Genomic DNA, 14,733 nt, shown 5'->3' with positions numbered 1-14,733 from the left:
CTTCTTCTTTCGGCAGGGCTGCCGGCTTGCGACGCGAATCGATCGTTTCGGGCGATCTTGATGACATACCGTATGTGATATATCAAAGGTCGGCAAGGAGAAAATGTAGGAGAGGCGCCGAATTTCGACGACGCATCGCAGCAAATCAGCCGTTTTCATGCCGATAAATTCGGCCAACTCCTATAAACGCTTGCGCTCAGTGGCAGCGCGCATCAATCCCGAGGCGATCGTGATCGTGGACCACTGCCGGCCAATAATTCGCCTTGTTGTGCATTGATATATTACATACCATATCCACGCAGGCTTCCGGCGCAATGCCGCCCCCTCCTGTCAGCCACCACAACGACGTATCCAAACCAGTGAGGAGACAGTGAACATTCACGAATATCAGGCCAAGGAGCTGCTGCGGCGCTACGACGTCGCCGTGCCGCGGGGCGCGGTTGCGTTCACGCCGGACGAGGCAGCCAACGCGGCGCGCACGCTCGGGGGGCCCGCTGTGGGTCGTCAAATCGCAGATCCATGCCGGCGGCCGCGGCGCCGGACGCTTCCAGAATGATCCCGGCGGCAAGGGCGGCGTGCGCGTGGCGCGCTCGCTCGAGGCGGTGCGCGAGGAAGCCGGCAAGATGCTCGGCGCGGTGCTGGTCACGAAGCAGACCGGCGCGGCCGGCCGCGAGGTGCGGCGCCTCTATGTCGAGGAAGGCTGCGACATCGCGCGCGAGCTCTATTTCGGCATGCTGATCGACCGCGCCACCTCGCGCATCACGCTGATGGCATCGACCGAAGGCGGCATGGACATCGAGGAGGTGGCCGCGCACACGCCGGAGAAGATCCTGAAGCTGGCAATCGATCCGGCCACCGGCATCCAGCCCTTCCACGCGCGGCGCCTGGCCTTCGGGCTCGGCCTGCGCGGCAAGCAGGTCGGCGAGGCCACGCGGCTGTTCCTGGCGGCCTATCGCGCCTTCACCGAGCTGGACGCCTCGATCGTCGAGATCAATCCGCTGGTGGTCACGCACAGCGGCCACGTGATGGCGCTGGACGCCAAGTTCAACTTCGACGACAACGCGCTGTTCCGCCATCCCGATATCGAGGCGATGCGCGACGAGGCCGAGGAAGATCCGGCCGAGACCGAGGCCGCGCGCCATGCGCTGAACTACGTCAAGCTCGACGGCAATATCGGCTGCATGGTCAATGGCGCCGGCCTGGCGATGGCGACGATGGACATCATCCAGCTGCATGGCGGCAAGCCGGCCAACTTCCTCGACGTCGGCGGCGGCGCGACGCGCGAGCGCGTGGCGACAGCCTTCCGGCTGATCCTGGCCGACCGCAATGTCGAAGGGATCCTCGTCAATATCTTCGGCGGCATCATGCGCTGCGACGTGATCGCCGAGGGCGTGGTCGCGGCCGCGCGCGAGGTCGACCTGACCGTGCCGCTGGTGGTGCGGCTCGAAGGCACCAACGTCGAACTGGGCAAGGCCATCCTGCGCGATTCGGGGTTGCCGATCGTCTCGGCGGACGACCTCGCCGACGCCGCGACCAAGGTCGTCGCGGCCACGAGGAACACCAAGCGGGGAGGACATTGAGATGGCCGTGCTGATCGACAACAACACCAGGGTGCTGTGCCAGGGCCTGACCGGCGCGCAGGGCAGCTTCCATACCGAACAGGCGCTGGCCTACGGCACCAGGATGGTCGGCGGCGTGACGCCCGGCAAGGGCGGCGAGAGCCATCTCGGCCTGCCGGTGTTCGACACCGTCGCCGAGGCGGCGGAGCGCACCGGCGCGCAGGCCTCCGTGATCTACGTGCCGCCGCCCTTCGCGGCCGACGCGATTCTCGAAGCGGTCGACGCCGGCCTCGAGCTGGTGGTCTGCATCACCGAGGGCATCCCGGTGCTGGACATGGTGCGCGTCAAGCGCGCGCTGGCCGGCTCGCGCACCCGCCTGGTCGGTCCGAACTGTCCGGGCGTGATCACGCCGGGGCAATGCAAGATCGGCATCATGCCCGGCCATATCCATCGGCCCGGCAGGATCGGCGTGGTGTCGCGCTCCGGCACGCTGACCTATGAAGCGGTGGCGCAGACCAGCGCGGCCGGGCTGGGGCAGTCGACCTGCATCGGCATCGGCGGCGATCCCGTCAACGGCACCAACTTCATCGATTGCCTGCGGCTGTTCCTCGAGGACGACGACACCGAGGGCATCATCATGATCGGCGAGATCGGCGGCTCGGCCGAGGAGGAAGCCGCGCAGTTCCTGCGCGACAGCGGCAGCGACAAGCCGGTGGTCGGCTTTATCGCCGGCACCACCGCGCCGCCGGGCCGGCGCATGGGCCATGCCGGCGCCATCATCTCGGGCGGCAGCGGTACCGCCGATGCCAAGATCGAGGCGATGCGCGCGGCCGGCATCCACGTGTCGCGCTCGCCGGCCGAGCTGGGGCAGACGATGGCGAAGGCGCTGGGGGTGTAGCACCGTCGCCTGGCGCGCCGCCGCCGTTGCGGGATGCCGCGGCGGCGGCGGCCGTGCTACAGGCCCACCACGCTCCTGGCGATGATGCCCAGCTGCACCTCGGCGGCACCGCCGAAGATCGTGAAGGCGCGGCTGTTCAGGTATTCCGGCAGCAAGGTGCCGACGATCTCGTCGTCGCTTCCCCCACCATCGGCCCGGGCGGCCCCATCGTCGCGCCAGCGCTGCCCTTCCAGACCCAGCATCTCCACGCCCAGCTCGCCGATCTGCTGCTTGAGCCGGCTCGCGCGCAGCTTCAGGATCGACGACACCGGACCGGGACTCTGCCCGGGCGTCAGCTGGCCCAGCGTCTTCAGCTCCAGCATCTCGAAGGCATCCAGATCGGCGCAGACCTCGCCGAAGCGGACATGCAGCAGTTCGCGCTGCGCGCCGTCATGGCGCAGGCCGCGCGCCTGCAAGGCCGCCATCGCATCGCCGACCCGCATCAGTTGCGAGCGCAGCCGCGGGCTGAAGATGCCGGCCCCGCGTTCGAACTCGAGCAGGTAGCGCGCGCAGGCCCAGCCGGCGTTCTCCTCGCCGATGCGATTGGCCTGGGGCACGCGCACCTCGTCGAAGAAGACCTCGTTGACGTCGTGATCGCCGCCGATCGTCGCGATCGGGCGCACGGTGATGCCGGGCGCGTCCATATCGATCAGCAGGAAGCTGATGCCGTCCTGCCGCCGGCCCTCGTTGCTGGTACGGACCAGCGCGAACATGCGGTTGGCGTGATGCGCGTGCGTGGTCCACAGCTTGGCGCCGCTGACCACATAGTCGTCGCCATCGCGCACCGCGCGCGTGCGCAGCGCCGCAAGGTCGGAGCCGGCACCGGGCTCCGAGAAGCCCTGGCACCAGTAGTCGTCGCCCGACAGGATGCGCGGCAGGTAGCGCTGCTTCTGCGCCTCGGTGCCGAAACGCAGGATCACCGGCCCGAGCAGCCGCACGCCCATCGGATGGACCAGCGGCGCGCCGGCCAGCGCGCACTCGGTCTCGAAGACGAAGCGCTGTACCGGGCTCCAGCCGGTGCCGCCCCATTCCTTCGGCCACAGCGGCACCAGCCAGCCGCGCTCGCGCAGCATCGCCTGCCAGGGGCCGGAGATTTCGGGCTCGGGATACATCGCGGTGGTCAGCCGCTGGCCGCGGCGCAGCGCGGGCGTCAGCCTGTCGCGCAGGAAAGCCCGCACCTCGTGGCGAAACGCCGCGAGTTCGGGGGTCAGTTGGAGATCCATGGAGCGGGAGCCTCGGCAGAAGATCGATTGGAGGACGGCAGGGTCCGGCTGTCGCCCCACGCGCCGGGGGGACGGCAAGGTTCGGCTGTCGCGCCATGCCCCGGAGGCCAGCATCGCGCGGCCATATTGCGCGGCATGCCAGGATGGGATGCCGCCCTGCTGCTGGAACCGCGTCAGCTTGCGGAACAGTCCGGCGATCGGCAGTTCCTCGGAGACGCCCATGCCGCCATGCAGTTGCACGGCCTGCTGCGAGACGTAGCGGGCCGCGCGTCCGACCTTGGACTTCGCCATCGCGGCCAGCGCGAGCGCCGCGCTGCCATCCGGCAAGCCGGCGTCGACGCGCAGCGCCGCCAGCTCGCAGGCGGCGACGGCCTCCTCGCAGCAGACCGCCATCTCGGCCAGCCTGTGCTGCACGGCCTGGAAGCTCGCGATCGGACGGCCGAACTGCTCGCGCTGGCGGGTATAGGCGGCCGTGCGCGCGAAGGCGGCCTGCATCGCGCCGCAGGCTTCCCAGCACAGCGCGATCGACGCCTCGGCCAGCAGGCGGTGCAGCACCGGAGTCGCATCGCTTTCATGCGCGGTACCCAGCATCGCGTCGGCATCGACATGGACGCCGTCGAGCCACACGTCCCGCGGCGGCGGCGCCGTCGACGGTATGGCAGCGGTGCAGGCGCAGCCTTTGCGCCTGCGTATCGCGCATCGGCAGCAGGAACACGGCATGCGTGGCGCCGTACGTGCCCGGCTTCGGGTCGGCGTTCCGGTCGGTGTTCGCGTCCGGCTTCGGGTCGGGCTGCGGGTCCGGCTTCGGGTCGCGGTTGGAAAGCGGCATCGCCCCCCTCCCCTCGCCGTCGATCCGCGCACTGACCAGCAGCGCGTCCGCGCCGCCGGCATCCGGCACCAGCAGCTTGGCGCCATGCAGCCGCCAACCCGTCCCATCGCGCCGCGCCACCGTGGCACGCGGTGCCCACGGGTCATGGCACTGCGCTTCGTCGTGGGCCAGCGCCAGTCGGCGGCTGCCATCGATGACGCCCGGCAGCCAGCGGTCGCGCTGCGCCGGCGTGCCTAGCGCCGCGAGCAGGCGCGCCGCCAGCAGGATGCCGCCGTGGTACGGCACGTTGATGCCGTGCCGGCCGAAGGCGCGCATCAGCAGTCCGGTTTCGACCGCGCCGCCATCGAAGCCGCCGGCTTCCGCGGGCAGCGGCAGTCCCAGCCATCCCATCTCGGCGAAGGCCCGCCACATCGGCATCCACCGCGATTCCGGCCTGGCGTCGTACCACGGCCCCGCGACATCGGGCTGGCGCGACAGGAAGTTCAGCGCGCTCTCCTCGATCAGCCGCTGTTGTTCGTTCAGCGTCAACTGCATCGGCTCAGTCCGCCTGCGCGCCGGAGGCCTTGGCGACCTTGGCCCACTTCTGCGCGTCCTGCTTGATGAAGGTCGCGAACTGCTCCGGCGTATTGCCGATGATGTCCAGGCCCAGCGCGCGGAACTGCTCGCGCAGCGCCGGATCCTTCAGCGCCTGCTGCGTGGCGGCGTGGACGCGCTTGACGACGTCGGGCGGCGCACCGGCCGGGGCCAGCAGGCCCAGCCAGGGCATCGCCTCGTAGCCCGGCAGGCCCGACTCCGCCACCGTCGGCAGATCGGGCAGCGTGGCCGAGCGCTTCGCCGTGGTCACCGCCAGCGCGCGCACGCTGCCGCTCTTGATATGCGGGGCCGACGATGCGTACGCGTCGAACATCACCTGCACGTTGCCGCCGACCAGGTCGTTCAGCGCCGGCGCGCTGCCCTTGTACGGAATGTGCGACATCTGGACGCCCGCCATCGTCTTGAACAGCTCGGCCTCCAGATGGGTCGAGGTGCCCGAACCCGCGGAGCTGTAGCTGACCGACTTGCCGCTGGTCTTCAGATAGTCGATCAGCTCCTTGACGTTGGTCACCGGCAGCTTGGCATTGACCTCGAGCACGTGCACCACCGAGGCCACCAGCGTGATCGGCGTGAAGTCCTTGACCGGGTCGTAGCCCACCGTCTTGAATACCGCCGGCGCGATGCCCAGCGAGGAAGCGGCCATCAGCAGCGTATAGCCGTCGGGCGCCTGCTTGGCGACGTAGTCGGAGGCGATCACCGTGCCGGCACCGGGCTTGTTCTCGATCACCACGGGCTGGCCGAGATGCTGGCGCAGCCGTTCGCCGAGCGCGCGCGTCATGATGTCGGCCGCGCCGCCGGGCGTGAACGGCACGATGATGCGCACCGGCTTGGTGGGATAGGCGCCGGCGTCGGCGGCACGGGCGGCGGGCACTACCGCAAGGGTCAGCGGCAGGGCCAGCGCCAGGGCGGCGATCCAGGGTCGGGTCATGGTCAGTCTCCTCTCGATTGTTGTTGTGTTGCGCTTCGTGGTTTCGGTTGGGGTACCTGCGGCCCGCGTGGTGCCTGAGCGGTCCGCGTGGTGCCGCGTGTGCCCTCGCAGTGCCCGCCCAGTGCCTGTGTGGTGCTGCTCGCTACCTGCGCGGTGCGTGCCCTTGTCTTACTCCCGCTTCGGCACGATCAGGGCATCGAGCATCGCCACGCCCTGCCCGCGCTCGCGTACCAGCAGCGGATTGATCTCGACCTCGTCGGCCGCATCGCCCAGCGCGAGCACCGCGTCGGAGAAGGCCGCGATCGCCGCGCAGGCCGCCGGCACGTCGCACAACGGCCGCCCGCGGAAGCCGTCGAGCAGCGGGAAGGCCCGCAGCTCGCGCAGCATCTGCTCGGCGGTGCGCCGATCGACCGGCAGCAGCCGATGGCTGACGTCCCGATACAGCTCGGTCAGCACGCCGCCGAGGCCGACCGTCAGCGTCGGGCCGAACACCGGGTCGCGCACCGCGCCGACGATCAGTTCGACGCCGCCGCGCAGCATCGGCTGCACCAGCAAGCCGTCGATGCGGGCCTGCGGCGCGTGCTGTCGGACGCCGGCCAGCATCTCGTCGCAGGCCGTGCGCACCGCGCCGGCATCGCCGAGGTTCAGCCGCACGCCGCCGGCCTCGGTCTTGTGCGGCAGGTCGGCGCTGAGCACCTTCAGCACCACCGGAAATCCCAGCGCTACCGCCGCGGCGGCCGCCTCGTCTGCGTGCCGCACCACCTGGCCGGCGATATCGCCGACGCCGTGCGCGGCCAGATAGCGGCGCGCCGCGTGTTCATCGCAAGGCAAGGCGGGCGGCGCCACCGGCGGCGTGCCGCCTTCCCGTACCGCCCGCCCTTCCCGCTGCCGCAGCGCGCGCCACGGCCGCTGCTTGCGGCGCTCGTGCCATTGCAGCAGCGGCGGCAGCGTCTGCATCGCCATGCCGATATCGGTCATCACCGGCACGCCTTGCGCGCGCAGATCGTCGCGGCGCGTCGCGCGTCCGGTGTCGATCGCCAACAGCAAGCGTGGATGGGCGGCGGCCGTGTCGATCAGATCGTCGGCCATGCGGTCGAGCAGATAGCCGGGCGCGTAGACGATCACGGCATCGATCGCGTCGCTGGTCGCCAGCGCGGCCAGCGCGGTGCGCACGAAGCCGGGATCGTTGACGACGTTGCCGGTCACATCGACCGGATTCGACACCATGCCATAGTCCGGTATGCCGGCGCGCAGCGTCTGCTGCAGCGCCTCCGGCAAGGTCGGCACCTCCAGTCCCGCGCCGATGCACTTGTCGGCCAGGATCGCGCCGACCGCGCCGGAGATGCTGACGATCGCGACGCGGCGGCCGGCGCTGCGGTCCCGGTAGCGCGCCAGTTCCGCCAGATGCGCCATCTGCGCGAAGTCCTGGCACTCGATCACGTTCAGCTGCGCGAACGCGGCGCGATAGATCTGCTGGTTGCCGGCGAGCGCCGACGTATGCGAGCGCACCGCCTCGCGGCCCTTGTCGGTCTCGCCGGCCTTGAACACGATCACCGGCTTGTCGGCCTCCGCGCAGGCGATCGCCGCGTCGATGAAGCGCGCGCCGTCGCGCAGCTCTTCGATATAGCCGAGCACCACGTCGGTATCCGGGTCCTGCGCAAGGAACTGCAGATACTCGGCGAAATCGAGGCAGGCCTCGTTGCCGGTATTGATGAACTGGCTGAACGGCACGCCAAGCTCGCGCGCGATGGCGAACACGGCGGCGCAAACATTGCCGCTCTGCGTCAGCAGGCTGACCGTGCCCCGTTCGCGCTGCGGCGGCGCGGTGCGAAAGACCGAGGCGAACGCGGTATAGGCGTGCGTGTTCAGATTGGCGAAGCCCATGCAGTTGGGGCCGGCGACCGCCATGCCGGTGGTTCGCACGAAGGCCTCCATCTCGTTCTGCAGCGCGGCGCCGCTTTCGCCGGCCTCGGCAAAGCCGGCCGCATAGACGATGGCGGCGCGGATGCCGCGGGCGTGGCAGCGCTTGAGCATCGGCGTGACCTGCTCCGCGCCGATCGCCAGCACCGCCAGGTCGATGCCTTCGGGCAGCGCCTCGATCGACGGATGGCAACGCAGCCCGAATACCGTCTCGTACTTCGGATTGACCGGATGGATTTCGCCCCGGTAGCCGAAGCGCGTCAGCAGGTCGATCGGCATGCCGCCGATGCGGCCGGCGTCGTCGCTCGCGCCGACGATGGCGATCGATTGCGGATCGAGCAGCGGATCGAGCCTATGCGCCATGTTCGCCGCTCCGCGGTTCGCGGGCCGGGCCCGACTGGATCGCCTTGGCCAGCCCGGCGTCGCGCGCCCGCAGGAAGCCTTCGCTCAGATGCGACAGCTGGTGCGTATCGAAGTGGGCCGACAGCGCCGAGCGCAGCCCTTGCGCATCCAGCGTCCGGTTCAGCGATCGCTTGATCAGCCGCAGGCCGAACGGCGGCGCCTGCGCAATGCGCGCGGCCAGCGCCATCGTCTCGTCGTCCAGCGCGGCGTCCGACACCACGCGGTTGACCATGCCGATGCGCAGCGCCTCCGCGGCATCGACTCGGCCGCCGGCATACAGCATTTCCTTGGCCTTGCGCAGGCCCATCACCCACGGATGGATCAGCACCTCGGTGGCCGCGGCGCCGAGCGTATGGCCGACCGGATCGGAAAAATAGGCCGACTCGCTCGCCACGATCAGGTCGCACATATTGGCGATCATGAAGCCGCCGGAGACGCAGGCGCCCTGCACCTGCGCGACGGTCGGCTTGGGAAAGTCCCAGATGCGCAGGCAGTAGTCGAAATAGCGCCGGCTCTCGTAGGCCCAGCGTTCCTCCACGGTGAAGTCGGCGCGGCTGGCCTGCGCTTCCTTCAGGTCGTGGCCGGCCGAGAAATGGGCGCCGCGGCCGCCGATCACCACCACGCGCACGCTGTCGTCGTGCTCGGCCGCCTGCAGCGCGGCGTCCAGTTCGTCCAGCATCTGCTGGCTTTGGGCATTGCGCGCGCGCTCGCGCGACAGCCACAGGCGCCGTACCGCGCCCGTCTGCTCGATCTCGATGGTGGCATCGCCCATCCCGGTCTCCTCGTCTTGTGTGGTTTGGTCTTGTCGTCAGGCGAGGGCCAGTGTAGAAAGCAGGGTTTCTACAATACAAACTTATCCGCACCAAATGACCACTATATGGACAATGCGATGAGCAAGGCGGCCAAGGGGGTGAGGCAGACCGAGGAGACTAGGGAACCGGGCGCCCGGACCGCCGGCGCGCAGACGCTGCGGCGCGGCCTGCAACTGCTGCGGCTGATGGCCGATCGTCAGGAGGAAGGACTGTCGCTGGCCGAGCTGGTGGAGGCCACCGGACTGGAGCGGCCGACCGCCTACCGCCTGCTGTGCTGCCTGGAGGAGGAACGCTTCGCCGAGCGCCATCCGGCCAGCAAGCGCTATCGGCTCGGACTGGACGCGCTGCAGCTGGGCGCCGCCGTCCACGACAAGGCGCCGGTGGTCGACCTGGTTCTGCCGGCGATGAAGCGGTTGGCGCGGCTGTCCGGCGATACCGTGTTCCTGGTGGTGCAGCAGGGCGACTTCACCGTCTGCCTGCATCGCGAGGAAGGGCCCTTTCCGGTGCGCATCTTCACCACGGTGCCGCAGCAGCGGCGGCTGCTCGGCATCGGCGCCGGCGGCCTGGCCCTGATGGCGAAGATGCGCGACGACGCGATCCGCGAGGTGTTCAAGCGGCGCGCCGCGCTCTACGCCGAACACGGCATGACGCTGGCCAAGCTGAACAGCGCGGTCGAGCGTGCGCGGAAGAAGGGCTTTGCCGAGATCGTCGACAGCATCACGGTCGGCGTGTCGGGCGTGGGCTGCGCCTTCTCGCTGCCCTATGGCGCCGAGGCGGCGATCAGCCTGGGCGCGATCAGCAGCCGCATGCATCCCGGGCGACGGGTGGAGCTGGGCCGGCTGCTGCGCGAAGAACTCGGCCAGGCGTTCGGGGGCGAGCCGGCCTGAGCTACCGAGTGGCCGAGTGGCCGAGTGGCCGAGTGGCCTGCAGCAGGATCGCCGTCGTCAGCCGATGCGGCCGAGCACCGTCGGCAAACCCGATGCCAGCATCATCACGCCGGACACCGTCAGCAGCGTCAGCACGATCGCGCGGAAGCGCGCCTCGTCGATGCGGTGATAGACCTTTGCGCCGATCAGCGTGGGAATCAGCATCGCGGGCGCGACCACCGCGAACCGGGGCAGCATCTCGACGGTGACGTTGCCCGCGATCAGGTAGACCGCCATCGTCACGGCCAGGATGGTCAGGTTGAAGTTCTGGATGATGGCGCGCTGCCGGTCTTTCTGATAGCCGCGCAAGGTGCACCACAGCGTCGGCACGGTGCCGCTGAACCCGCCGATCGCGCTCATCACGCCGCCGATCAGGCCGGCGCCGGCATCGCCGCTGCGGCCGCCCCAGCGCAGCGGCGGCAGCCGCCGCGCCATCAGCATGGCCGGGCACCACAGCACCAGGAAGGCGCCGATCGCGGTCTTGAACGAGGCCATGTCGAGATACGGCAGCAGCAGCATGCCCAGCGGAATGCCGGCCAGCCCGCCGGCAATGAAAGGCGCCAGCGCCGCGACATCGAAGCCCCGCCGCACGCGCACCGCGGCGATCAATTGCCCGGTCAGCGAGCCGAACACCGTCAGCACCGCGGCCATGCGCGGTTCCAGCATCCATGCCCACAGCGACATCGCGACCATGCCGAAGGCAAAGCCCGACAGGCCTTGCACGAATCCCGCGAGGGCAGCGCCAAGGGCGATGATCAGATATTCCATCGGGCGGTCGGGAAGGCTGTCGGGAGGGCGGCGGGCAATGCGATCAAGGACAGGATGACGGGCAAGCCCGAGGCCCCGCGATATTACCGGGGAATGCCGCCGCCCGGGCCCGTCAGACCCTCGCCAGCGCGCGCGCGAGGCGCCGTACGCCCTCTTCGATTTCGGCCACCGACGGCGTCGCGAAGGACAGCCGCAGCGCCGGCGACGGCTGCCCGGTTGCCACGTGGAAGGCCTTGCCGGGAACGAACAGCACGTTTTCCTCGATCGCTTCGCGCAGCAGTTCGGCGGAATCCACACCGTCCGGCAGCGAGGCCCAGACGAACATGCCGCCGCCGGGCCGCGCATAGTCGATACGGCCGCCGAGCTCGCGATCAAGCGCCGACACCATGGCGTCGCGCTTGTCGCGGTAGACCGCGACGATGCGCGCGATCTGTCCGCGCAGATGGCCGGCGTCCAGATAGGCGGCCATCGCGCGCTGGATCCACGGCGGCGTGCACAGGTCCGAGGCCTGCTTGGCCAGCACCGCGCGCCGCACCACGTCGGGATGCGCGGCCATCCAGCCGATCCGCAGGCCGGGCGCCACGGTCTTCGACAGGCTGCCCAGGTAGATGATGCGGTCGCGCAGTGCGGGCTCGCCGTTTGCCATCGACAGCAGCGTCGCGGGCGGCGCGCCGTCGAAGGCGAGGCAGCCGTACGGGTCGTCCTCGATTACCAGCAGCTCGTATTGCGCGGCGAGCCGCAGCACCGCCTCGCGCCGCCGAAGCGACAACGTCGCGCCGGTCGGATTGGCGAAGGTCGGCACCAGATAGATCAGGCGCGGGCGCTCGGCCGGCGCGCAGTCGCGCAGGCATTGCTCCAGCGCGACGGTATCGATCCCTTCTGCATCGGCCCGCACCGGCACCAGCCGGGCAGCGGCCAGGCGCAGCGCCTGGATCGCGGCCGGATAGGTCGGCGCCTCGACGATCACCGGCACGCCGGGCTCGACGAAGGCGCGCACCAGGAAGTCGAAGCCCTGTTGCGAGCCCGAGGTGACCAGGATCCGTTCGGCGGGCGTCGGCGCGCCGGCCTGCCCCATCTGCCGGCTCAGCGCCTCGCGCAGCGCCGGCACGCCTTCGGTGGCGCCGTATTGCAGGCATTCGGCCGGATGGATGGCCAGCGCCTCGGCCATGCACTGGCCGATCGCCGCGGTATCGAAGGTCGAGGCGGCCGGGTAGCCGCCGGCGAACGAGATCATGCCGGGGCGGGACAGGTAGGGGAACAGCTCGCGGATCGGCGAGCCGACCGGCTGCTGGAAAGCCGAGGCAAAGGGGAACATGGTGGCGTCCGTGCTTGTCATTGGTCCGGTCTGGTCATTCGTCCGTGCCGGTCATTCGCCCTTGCCGAGCCACAGGCGGCTCAGCGTGCGGCGCGGATCGAGCCGCGACTGCATCGCGCCGACATGGTCGAGCACGGCGTCCGCGGTGAAATCGCGATAGAAGCGTTCGTTGTACGGGCCGATGCCGTGTTCCGCGCTGAAACTGCCGTCGAAACGCTCGACCGTCAGCCGGTACAGCTCCGCACGGACCTCGCTCGCCACCGCCTCGTCGTAGGCCGGCGCGTCCTGCAGCGGCCAGACCATGTTCAGGTGAACGCCGCCGTCGCCGAGATGGCCGAAGTCGTAGATGCGCAGCCACGGATAGCGCGCGGCGATCAGCGCGCGCGCCTCTGCGCGGAACGCCGGGAAGCGCGAGCGCGGCACCGACAGGTCCAGCGCGATGATCTTGCCTTCGCGGCGGATCGCCTCGGTGATCGAATGGCGCAGGCGCCAGAGCGCCTCGGGCTTGCCGACCACCGCGTTGCCGATCAGCGTGCCATAGTGGCGCTCCAGGAAGTCCATCAGCAGCGCCTCGAGATCGAGCCCGCCGGCGCGGCTCGGCATCGTCGACGACAGCTCGACCAGCATCGCGTAGTCGGCCCCTTCCATCTCGGCGAAGGGGTCCTCGACATCGTCCAGGTGGCGCACCACGGCCTGCGCCGCTTCGCGCGAGATGCCCTCGCACGACGACAGGAAATCGCCCAGCTCCGCGTTCAGCGCCAGCAGCAGCGCCTCGAGCTCGGCCACGCCGGTGGGCACCAGCAGCGCGGTGGCGGTCTGCGCCGGCACCGGATAGACCCGCAGCGTCGCCGCGGTGACCACGCCGAAGGCACCGCCGGTGCCGACGAACAGCTGCTTGAAATCAAAGCCGACATTGTTCTTGCGCAGCGCCCGGTTCAGATCGAGCAGTTCGCCGGCCGGCTCGGCCAGCACCGCCTCGACCCCCCAGCAGGTTCTGCCGGACGTCGCCGTACTTGAGCAGCCGCGCGCCGCCGGTATTGGCGGCGATCATGCCGCCGATGGTCGGGTCCGCGCCCAGGTCCACCGGGAAGAACAGGCCGTCCTGCGCGAGCCGGGTATTGAGCTCGCTGAGCAGCACGCCGGCACCGACGGTCACCGACTGGTTCAGCGGGTCGACCGCGATGGCACCCTTCAGGCGCGCGGTGCTCAGCACGATCTGCTCGCCGCCCGCATCGGGCGTCGACGCACCGACCAGGCCGGTGTTCGCGCCCTGCACGACCAGCCGCACGCCGAAGCGCTGCGCGGCCGCCACCACGGCCTGCACCTGCTCGCACGTGGCCGGCCGCACCACCGCCGCTGCGGTGCCGGCGCCGTAGCGCGCGCCGGTCTCGTAGCCGGCGCGGTCGGTCGCATCGGTCAGCACGTCGAGGTCCGGATGGGCCTGCGACAGAAACCCGATCAGCTCCTTGCTGGACGACATCTGCGCGGCCTCAGACCGTGGCCGCGGTCATCTTGAAGATGCCCTGCGCGTTGGAGGCATCGAAGCCCAGGTCCAGCTTGTTCTGGCTGCCGCCATCGGCATAGCGGTCGCGCGTGATGAACTCGTAGAACGAGCCCGGCACCTCGCGCATCACGATCTCGCCGGCGGCGCCGACGAACTCGCGCATCACCGGATCGGCGCGGAACGCGGTCTGCTTGACGCGGCCGCTGCCCGATACCTCGACCTTTTCCTTGATCGGCCGGCCGAGCGCGCGCTGCTGGTCGCTCAGCGCAAACACGTCCTCGACGCGGTCTGTCGCGTGGTTGAAGGCATTGCCCTCGGTGGCGATCCACGCCATCTCGGCCGATTCCTGCAGGATGCGCTGGTAGTCCTCCAGCCGCGGCGTGTCGTGATGGCGCTCGAAGCAGGCGGTGAGGTTGCGGATCACGTGGATGGCCTCGTCCTGCGGCAGCGTGCGGTCGCGGTCGAGCTTCCACAACAGCGCCACCGTGTCCGGGCGCAGCGGATCGACCGAGGTCGACACCACGCGCGTCACCGCGGCCTGCAGCTCGGCGCTGAAGCGCTCGGGGTGGAATTCGCTGACGAAGAACTGCGCGATGCCGTCCGGCGCGTCTTCATGCGCATAGGAGCGGCCGGTCATGCCGATGCGGTCGAGCGGATAGGTGCCGTTCAGGCGATAGCCCAGCGGCCGCAGGAAGCGCGTGAAGGCCGCCTCGCCGGGGGGCAGCTGGCCATTGGCCTGCCACGCCACCGTGCGCAGCGCGCCATGGTCGAAGTTGACCTTGCCGCCGGCGGCGGCGACATCCTCGGTGTACTCGCGGCCGGTCGGCACGCGCGTCAGGATGCCGTCGAACAGCACCACGTTCAGCGCGTGCGCGATTTCGGCACGGCTGGGCTGGCCGGCGGCACCGGCGGGCAGGCCCGCGGGCGTTTCGATCAGCGACAGCAGCTTGGCGGCCTTGGTCGCGCCCACGCAGGCGGACACCAGAGAGAGGATGTGGTCGGACATGGAGACTCTG

12 protein-coding genes and 2 pseudogenes are annotated in these 14,733 nt (G+C 69.9%); 3 read left to right on the top strand and 11 right to left on the bottom strand.

The window, feature by feature from the left end; genetic code table 11:
• Positions 1-370: 370 nt before the first annotated feature.
• Both sucC and sucD read left to right on the top strand, forming a co-directional pair.
• Positions 371-1,580 (top strand): annotated as a pseudogene (gene sucC / locus OJJOAM_RS20880) (ADP-forming succinate--CoA ligase subunit beta).
• A 1-nt stretch (position 1,581) separates the two neighbouring features.
• On the top strand, positions 1,582-2,457 hold the full coding sequence (gene sucD, locus OJJOAM_RS20875) for a succinate--CoA ligase subunit alpha (RefSeq protein WP_422649681.1): 876 nt from the start codon (positions 1,582-1,584) through the stop codon (positions 2,455-2,457).
• Between the two features lie 56 nt (positions 2,458-2,513).
• On the opposite strand, the gene OJJOAM_RS20870 is transcribed toward sucD, so the two are convergent.
• The 6 genes and pseudogenes from OJJOAM_RS20870 to OJJOAM_RS20845 all read right to left on the bottom strand — a co-directional run bounded on the left by OJJOAM_RS20870 (position 2,514) and on the right by OJJOAM_RS20845 (position 9,164).
• Entirely contained in the window at positions 2,514-3,719 is a 1,206-nt protein-coding gene (locus tag OJJOAM_RS20870; protein ID WP_422651000.1) for an acyl-CoA dehydrogenase family protein, read from the bottom strand.
• A gap of 210 nt (positions 3,720-3,929) precedes the next feature.
• Positions 3,930-4,214 (bottom strand): annotated as a pseudogene (locus OJJOAM_RS20865) (acyl-CoA dehydrogenase family protein); the annotation flags it as partial.
• A gap of 76 nt (positions 4,215-4,290) precedes the next feature.
• The gene (locus OJJOAM_RS20860; protein WP_422649680.1) at positions 4,291-5,082 is read right to left on the bottom strand and encodes an acyl-CoA dehydrogenase family protein; all 792 of its coding nucleotides are present in this window, start codon (positions 5,080-5,082) and stop codon (positions 4,291-4,293) included.
• Between the two features lie 4 nt (positions 5,083-5,086).
• The gene (locus OJJOAM_RS20855; protein ID WP_422649679.1) at positions 5,087-6,070 is read right to left on the bottom strand and encodes a tripartite tricarboxylate transporter substrate binding protein; all 984 of its coding nucleotides are present in this window, start codon (positions 6,068-6,070) and stop codon (positions 5,087-5,089) included.
• A 168-nt stretch (positions 6,071-6,238) separates the two neighbouring features.
• Positions 6,239-8,353: an acetate--CoA ligase family protein gene (locus tag OJJOAM_RS20850; protein WP_422649678.1), complete on the bottom strand. Its 2,115-nt coding sequence runs from the start codon at positions 8,351-8,353 to the stop codon at positions 6,239-6,241.
• Positions 8,343-9,164 (bottom strand): enoyl-CoA hydratase, encoded by an 822-nt coding sequence (locus tag OJJOAM_RS20845; RefSeq protein WP_422649677.1) that lies wholly within the window; start codon positions 9,162-9,164, stop codon positions 8,343-8,345. Before OJJOAM_RS20845 ends, OJJOAM_RS20850 begins: the two co-directional genes overlap by 11 nt.
• A gap of 117 nt (positions 9,165-9,281) precedes the next feature.
• Between OJJOAM_RS20845 and OJJOAM_RS20840 the strand changes: the two genes are divergently transcribed.
• Complete coding sequence (locus OJJOAM_RS20840) at positions 9,282-10,091, top strand: IclR family transcriptional regulator (RefSeq protein WP_422649676.1); 810 nt, start codon at positions 9,282-9,284, stop codon at positions 10,089-10,091.
• A 57-nt stretch (positions 10,092-10,148) separates the two neighbouring features.
• Here the strand turns inward: OJJOAM_RS20840 and OJJOAM_RS20835 are convergent, their stop codons facing one another.
• The 5 genes from OJJOAM_RS20835 to OJJOAM_RS20815 all read right to left on the bottom strand — a co-directional run bounded on the left by OJJOAM_RS20835 (position 10,149) and on the right by OJJOAM_RS20815 (position 14,723).
• Positions 10,149-10,898: a sulfite exporter TauE/SafE family protein gene (locus tag OJJOAM_RS20835; protein WP_422649675.1), complete on the bottom strand. Its 750-nt coding sequence runs from the start codon at positions 10,896-10,898 to the stop codon at positions 10,149-10,151.
• Between the two features lie 112 nt (positions 10,899-11,010).
• A complete protein-coding gene (locus tag OJJOAM_RS20830) occupies positions 11,011-12,234 on the bottom strand; it encodes a PLP-dependent aminotransferase family protein (protein WP_422649674.1) in 1,224 nt (407 codons plus the stop codon).
• A 30-nt stretch (positions 12,235-12,264) separates the two neighbouring features.
• Positions 12,265-13,185 (bottom strand): FAD-binding oxidoreductase, encoded by a 921-nt coding sequence (locus tag OJJOAM_RS20825; protein WP_422649673.1) that lies wholly within the window; start codon positions 13,183-13,185, stop codon positions 12,265-12,267.
• On the bottom strand, positions 13,115-13,693 hold the full coding sequence (locus OJJOAM_RS20820; protein WP_422649672.1) for an FAD-binding oxidoreductase: 579 nt from the start codon (positions 13,691-13,693) through the stop codon (positions 13,115-13,117). The genes OJJOAM_RS20825 and OJJOAM_RS20820 overlap by 71 nt, the downstream gene beginning before the upstream one ends.
• Before the next feature lie 10 nt (positions 13,694-13,703).
• On the bottom strand, positions 13,704-14,723 hold the full coding sequence (locus OJJOAM_RS20815; RefSeq protein ID WP_422649671.1) for a DUF1338 domain-containing protein: 1,020 nt from the start codon (positions 14,721-14,723) through the stop codon (positions 13,704-13,706).
• Between the last annotated feature and the right edge of the window lie 10 nt (positions 14,724-14,733).

The sequence above is a fragment of the Cupriavidus sp. H18C1 genome, from assembly GCF_049311595.1.
In the GTDB taxonomy this organism is placed as follows: Bacteria; Pseudomonadota; Gammaproteobacteria; order Burkholderiales; family Burkholderiaceae; genus Cupriavidus; species Cupriavidus cauae.
This window is presented reverse-complemented; position numbering and strand designations above follow the sequence as displayed.

What these genes read in the sequence shown, in the direction of transcription:
- sucD (WP_422649681.1), top strand. Translation starts at nt 1,582, where the DNA reads ATGGCCGTGCTGATCGACAACAACACCAGGGTGCTGTGCCAGGGCCTG.
- OJJOAM_RS20870 (WP_422651000.1), bottom strand. Translation starts at nt 3,719, where the DNA reads ATGGATCTCCAACTGACCCCCGAACTCGCGGCGTTTCGCCACGAGGTG.
- OJJOAM_RS20860 (WP_422649680.1), bottom strand. Translation starts at nt 5,082, where the DNA reads ATGCAGTTGACGCTGAACGAACAACAGCGGCTGATCGAGGAGAGCGCG.
- OJJOAM_RS20855 (WP_422649679.1), bottom strand. Translation starts at nt 6,070, where the DNA reads ATGACCCGACCCTGGATCGCCGCCCTGGCGCTGGCCCTGCCGCTGACC.
- OJJOAM_RS20850 (WP_422649678.1), bottom strand. Translation starts at nt 8,353, where the DNA reads ATGGCGCATAGGCTCGATCCGCTGCTCGATCCGCAATCGATCGCCATC.
- OJJOAM_RS20845 (WP_422649677.1), bottom strand. Translation starts at nt 9,164, where the DNA reads ATGGGCGATGCCACCATCGAGATCGAGCAGACGGGCGCGGTACGGCGC.
- OJJOAM_RS20840 (WP_422649676.1), top strand. Translation starts at nt 9,282, where the DNA reads ATGAGCAAGGCGGCCAAGGGGGTGAGGCAGACCGAGGAGACTAGGGAA.
- OJJOAM_RS20835 (WP_422649675.1), bottom strand. Translation starts at nt 10,898, where the DNA reads ATGGAATATCTGATCATCGCCCTTGGCGCTGCCCTCGCGGGATTCGTG.
- OJJOAM_RS20830 (WP_422649674.1), bottom strand. Translation starts at nt 12,234, where the DNA reads ATGACAAGCACGGACGCCACCATGTTCCCCTTTGCCTCGGCTTTCCAG.
- OJJOAM_RS20820 (WP_422649672.1), bottom strand. Translation starts at nt 13,693, where the DNA reads ATGTCGTCCAGCAAGGAGCTGATCGGGTTTCTGTCGCAGGCCCATCCG.
- OJJOAM_RS20815 (WP_422649671.1), bottom strand. Translation starts at nt 14,723, where the DNA reads ATGTCCGACCACATCCTCTCTCTGGTGTCCGCCTGCGTGGGCGCGACC.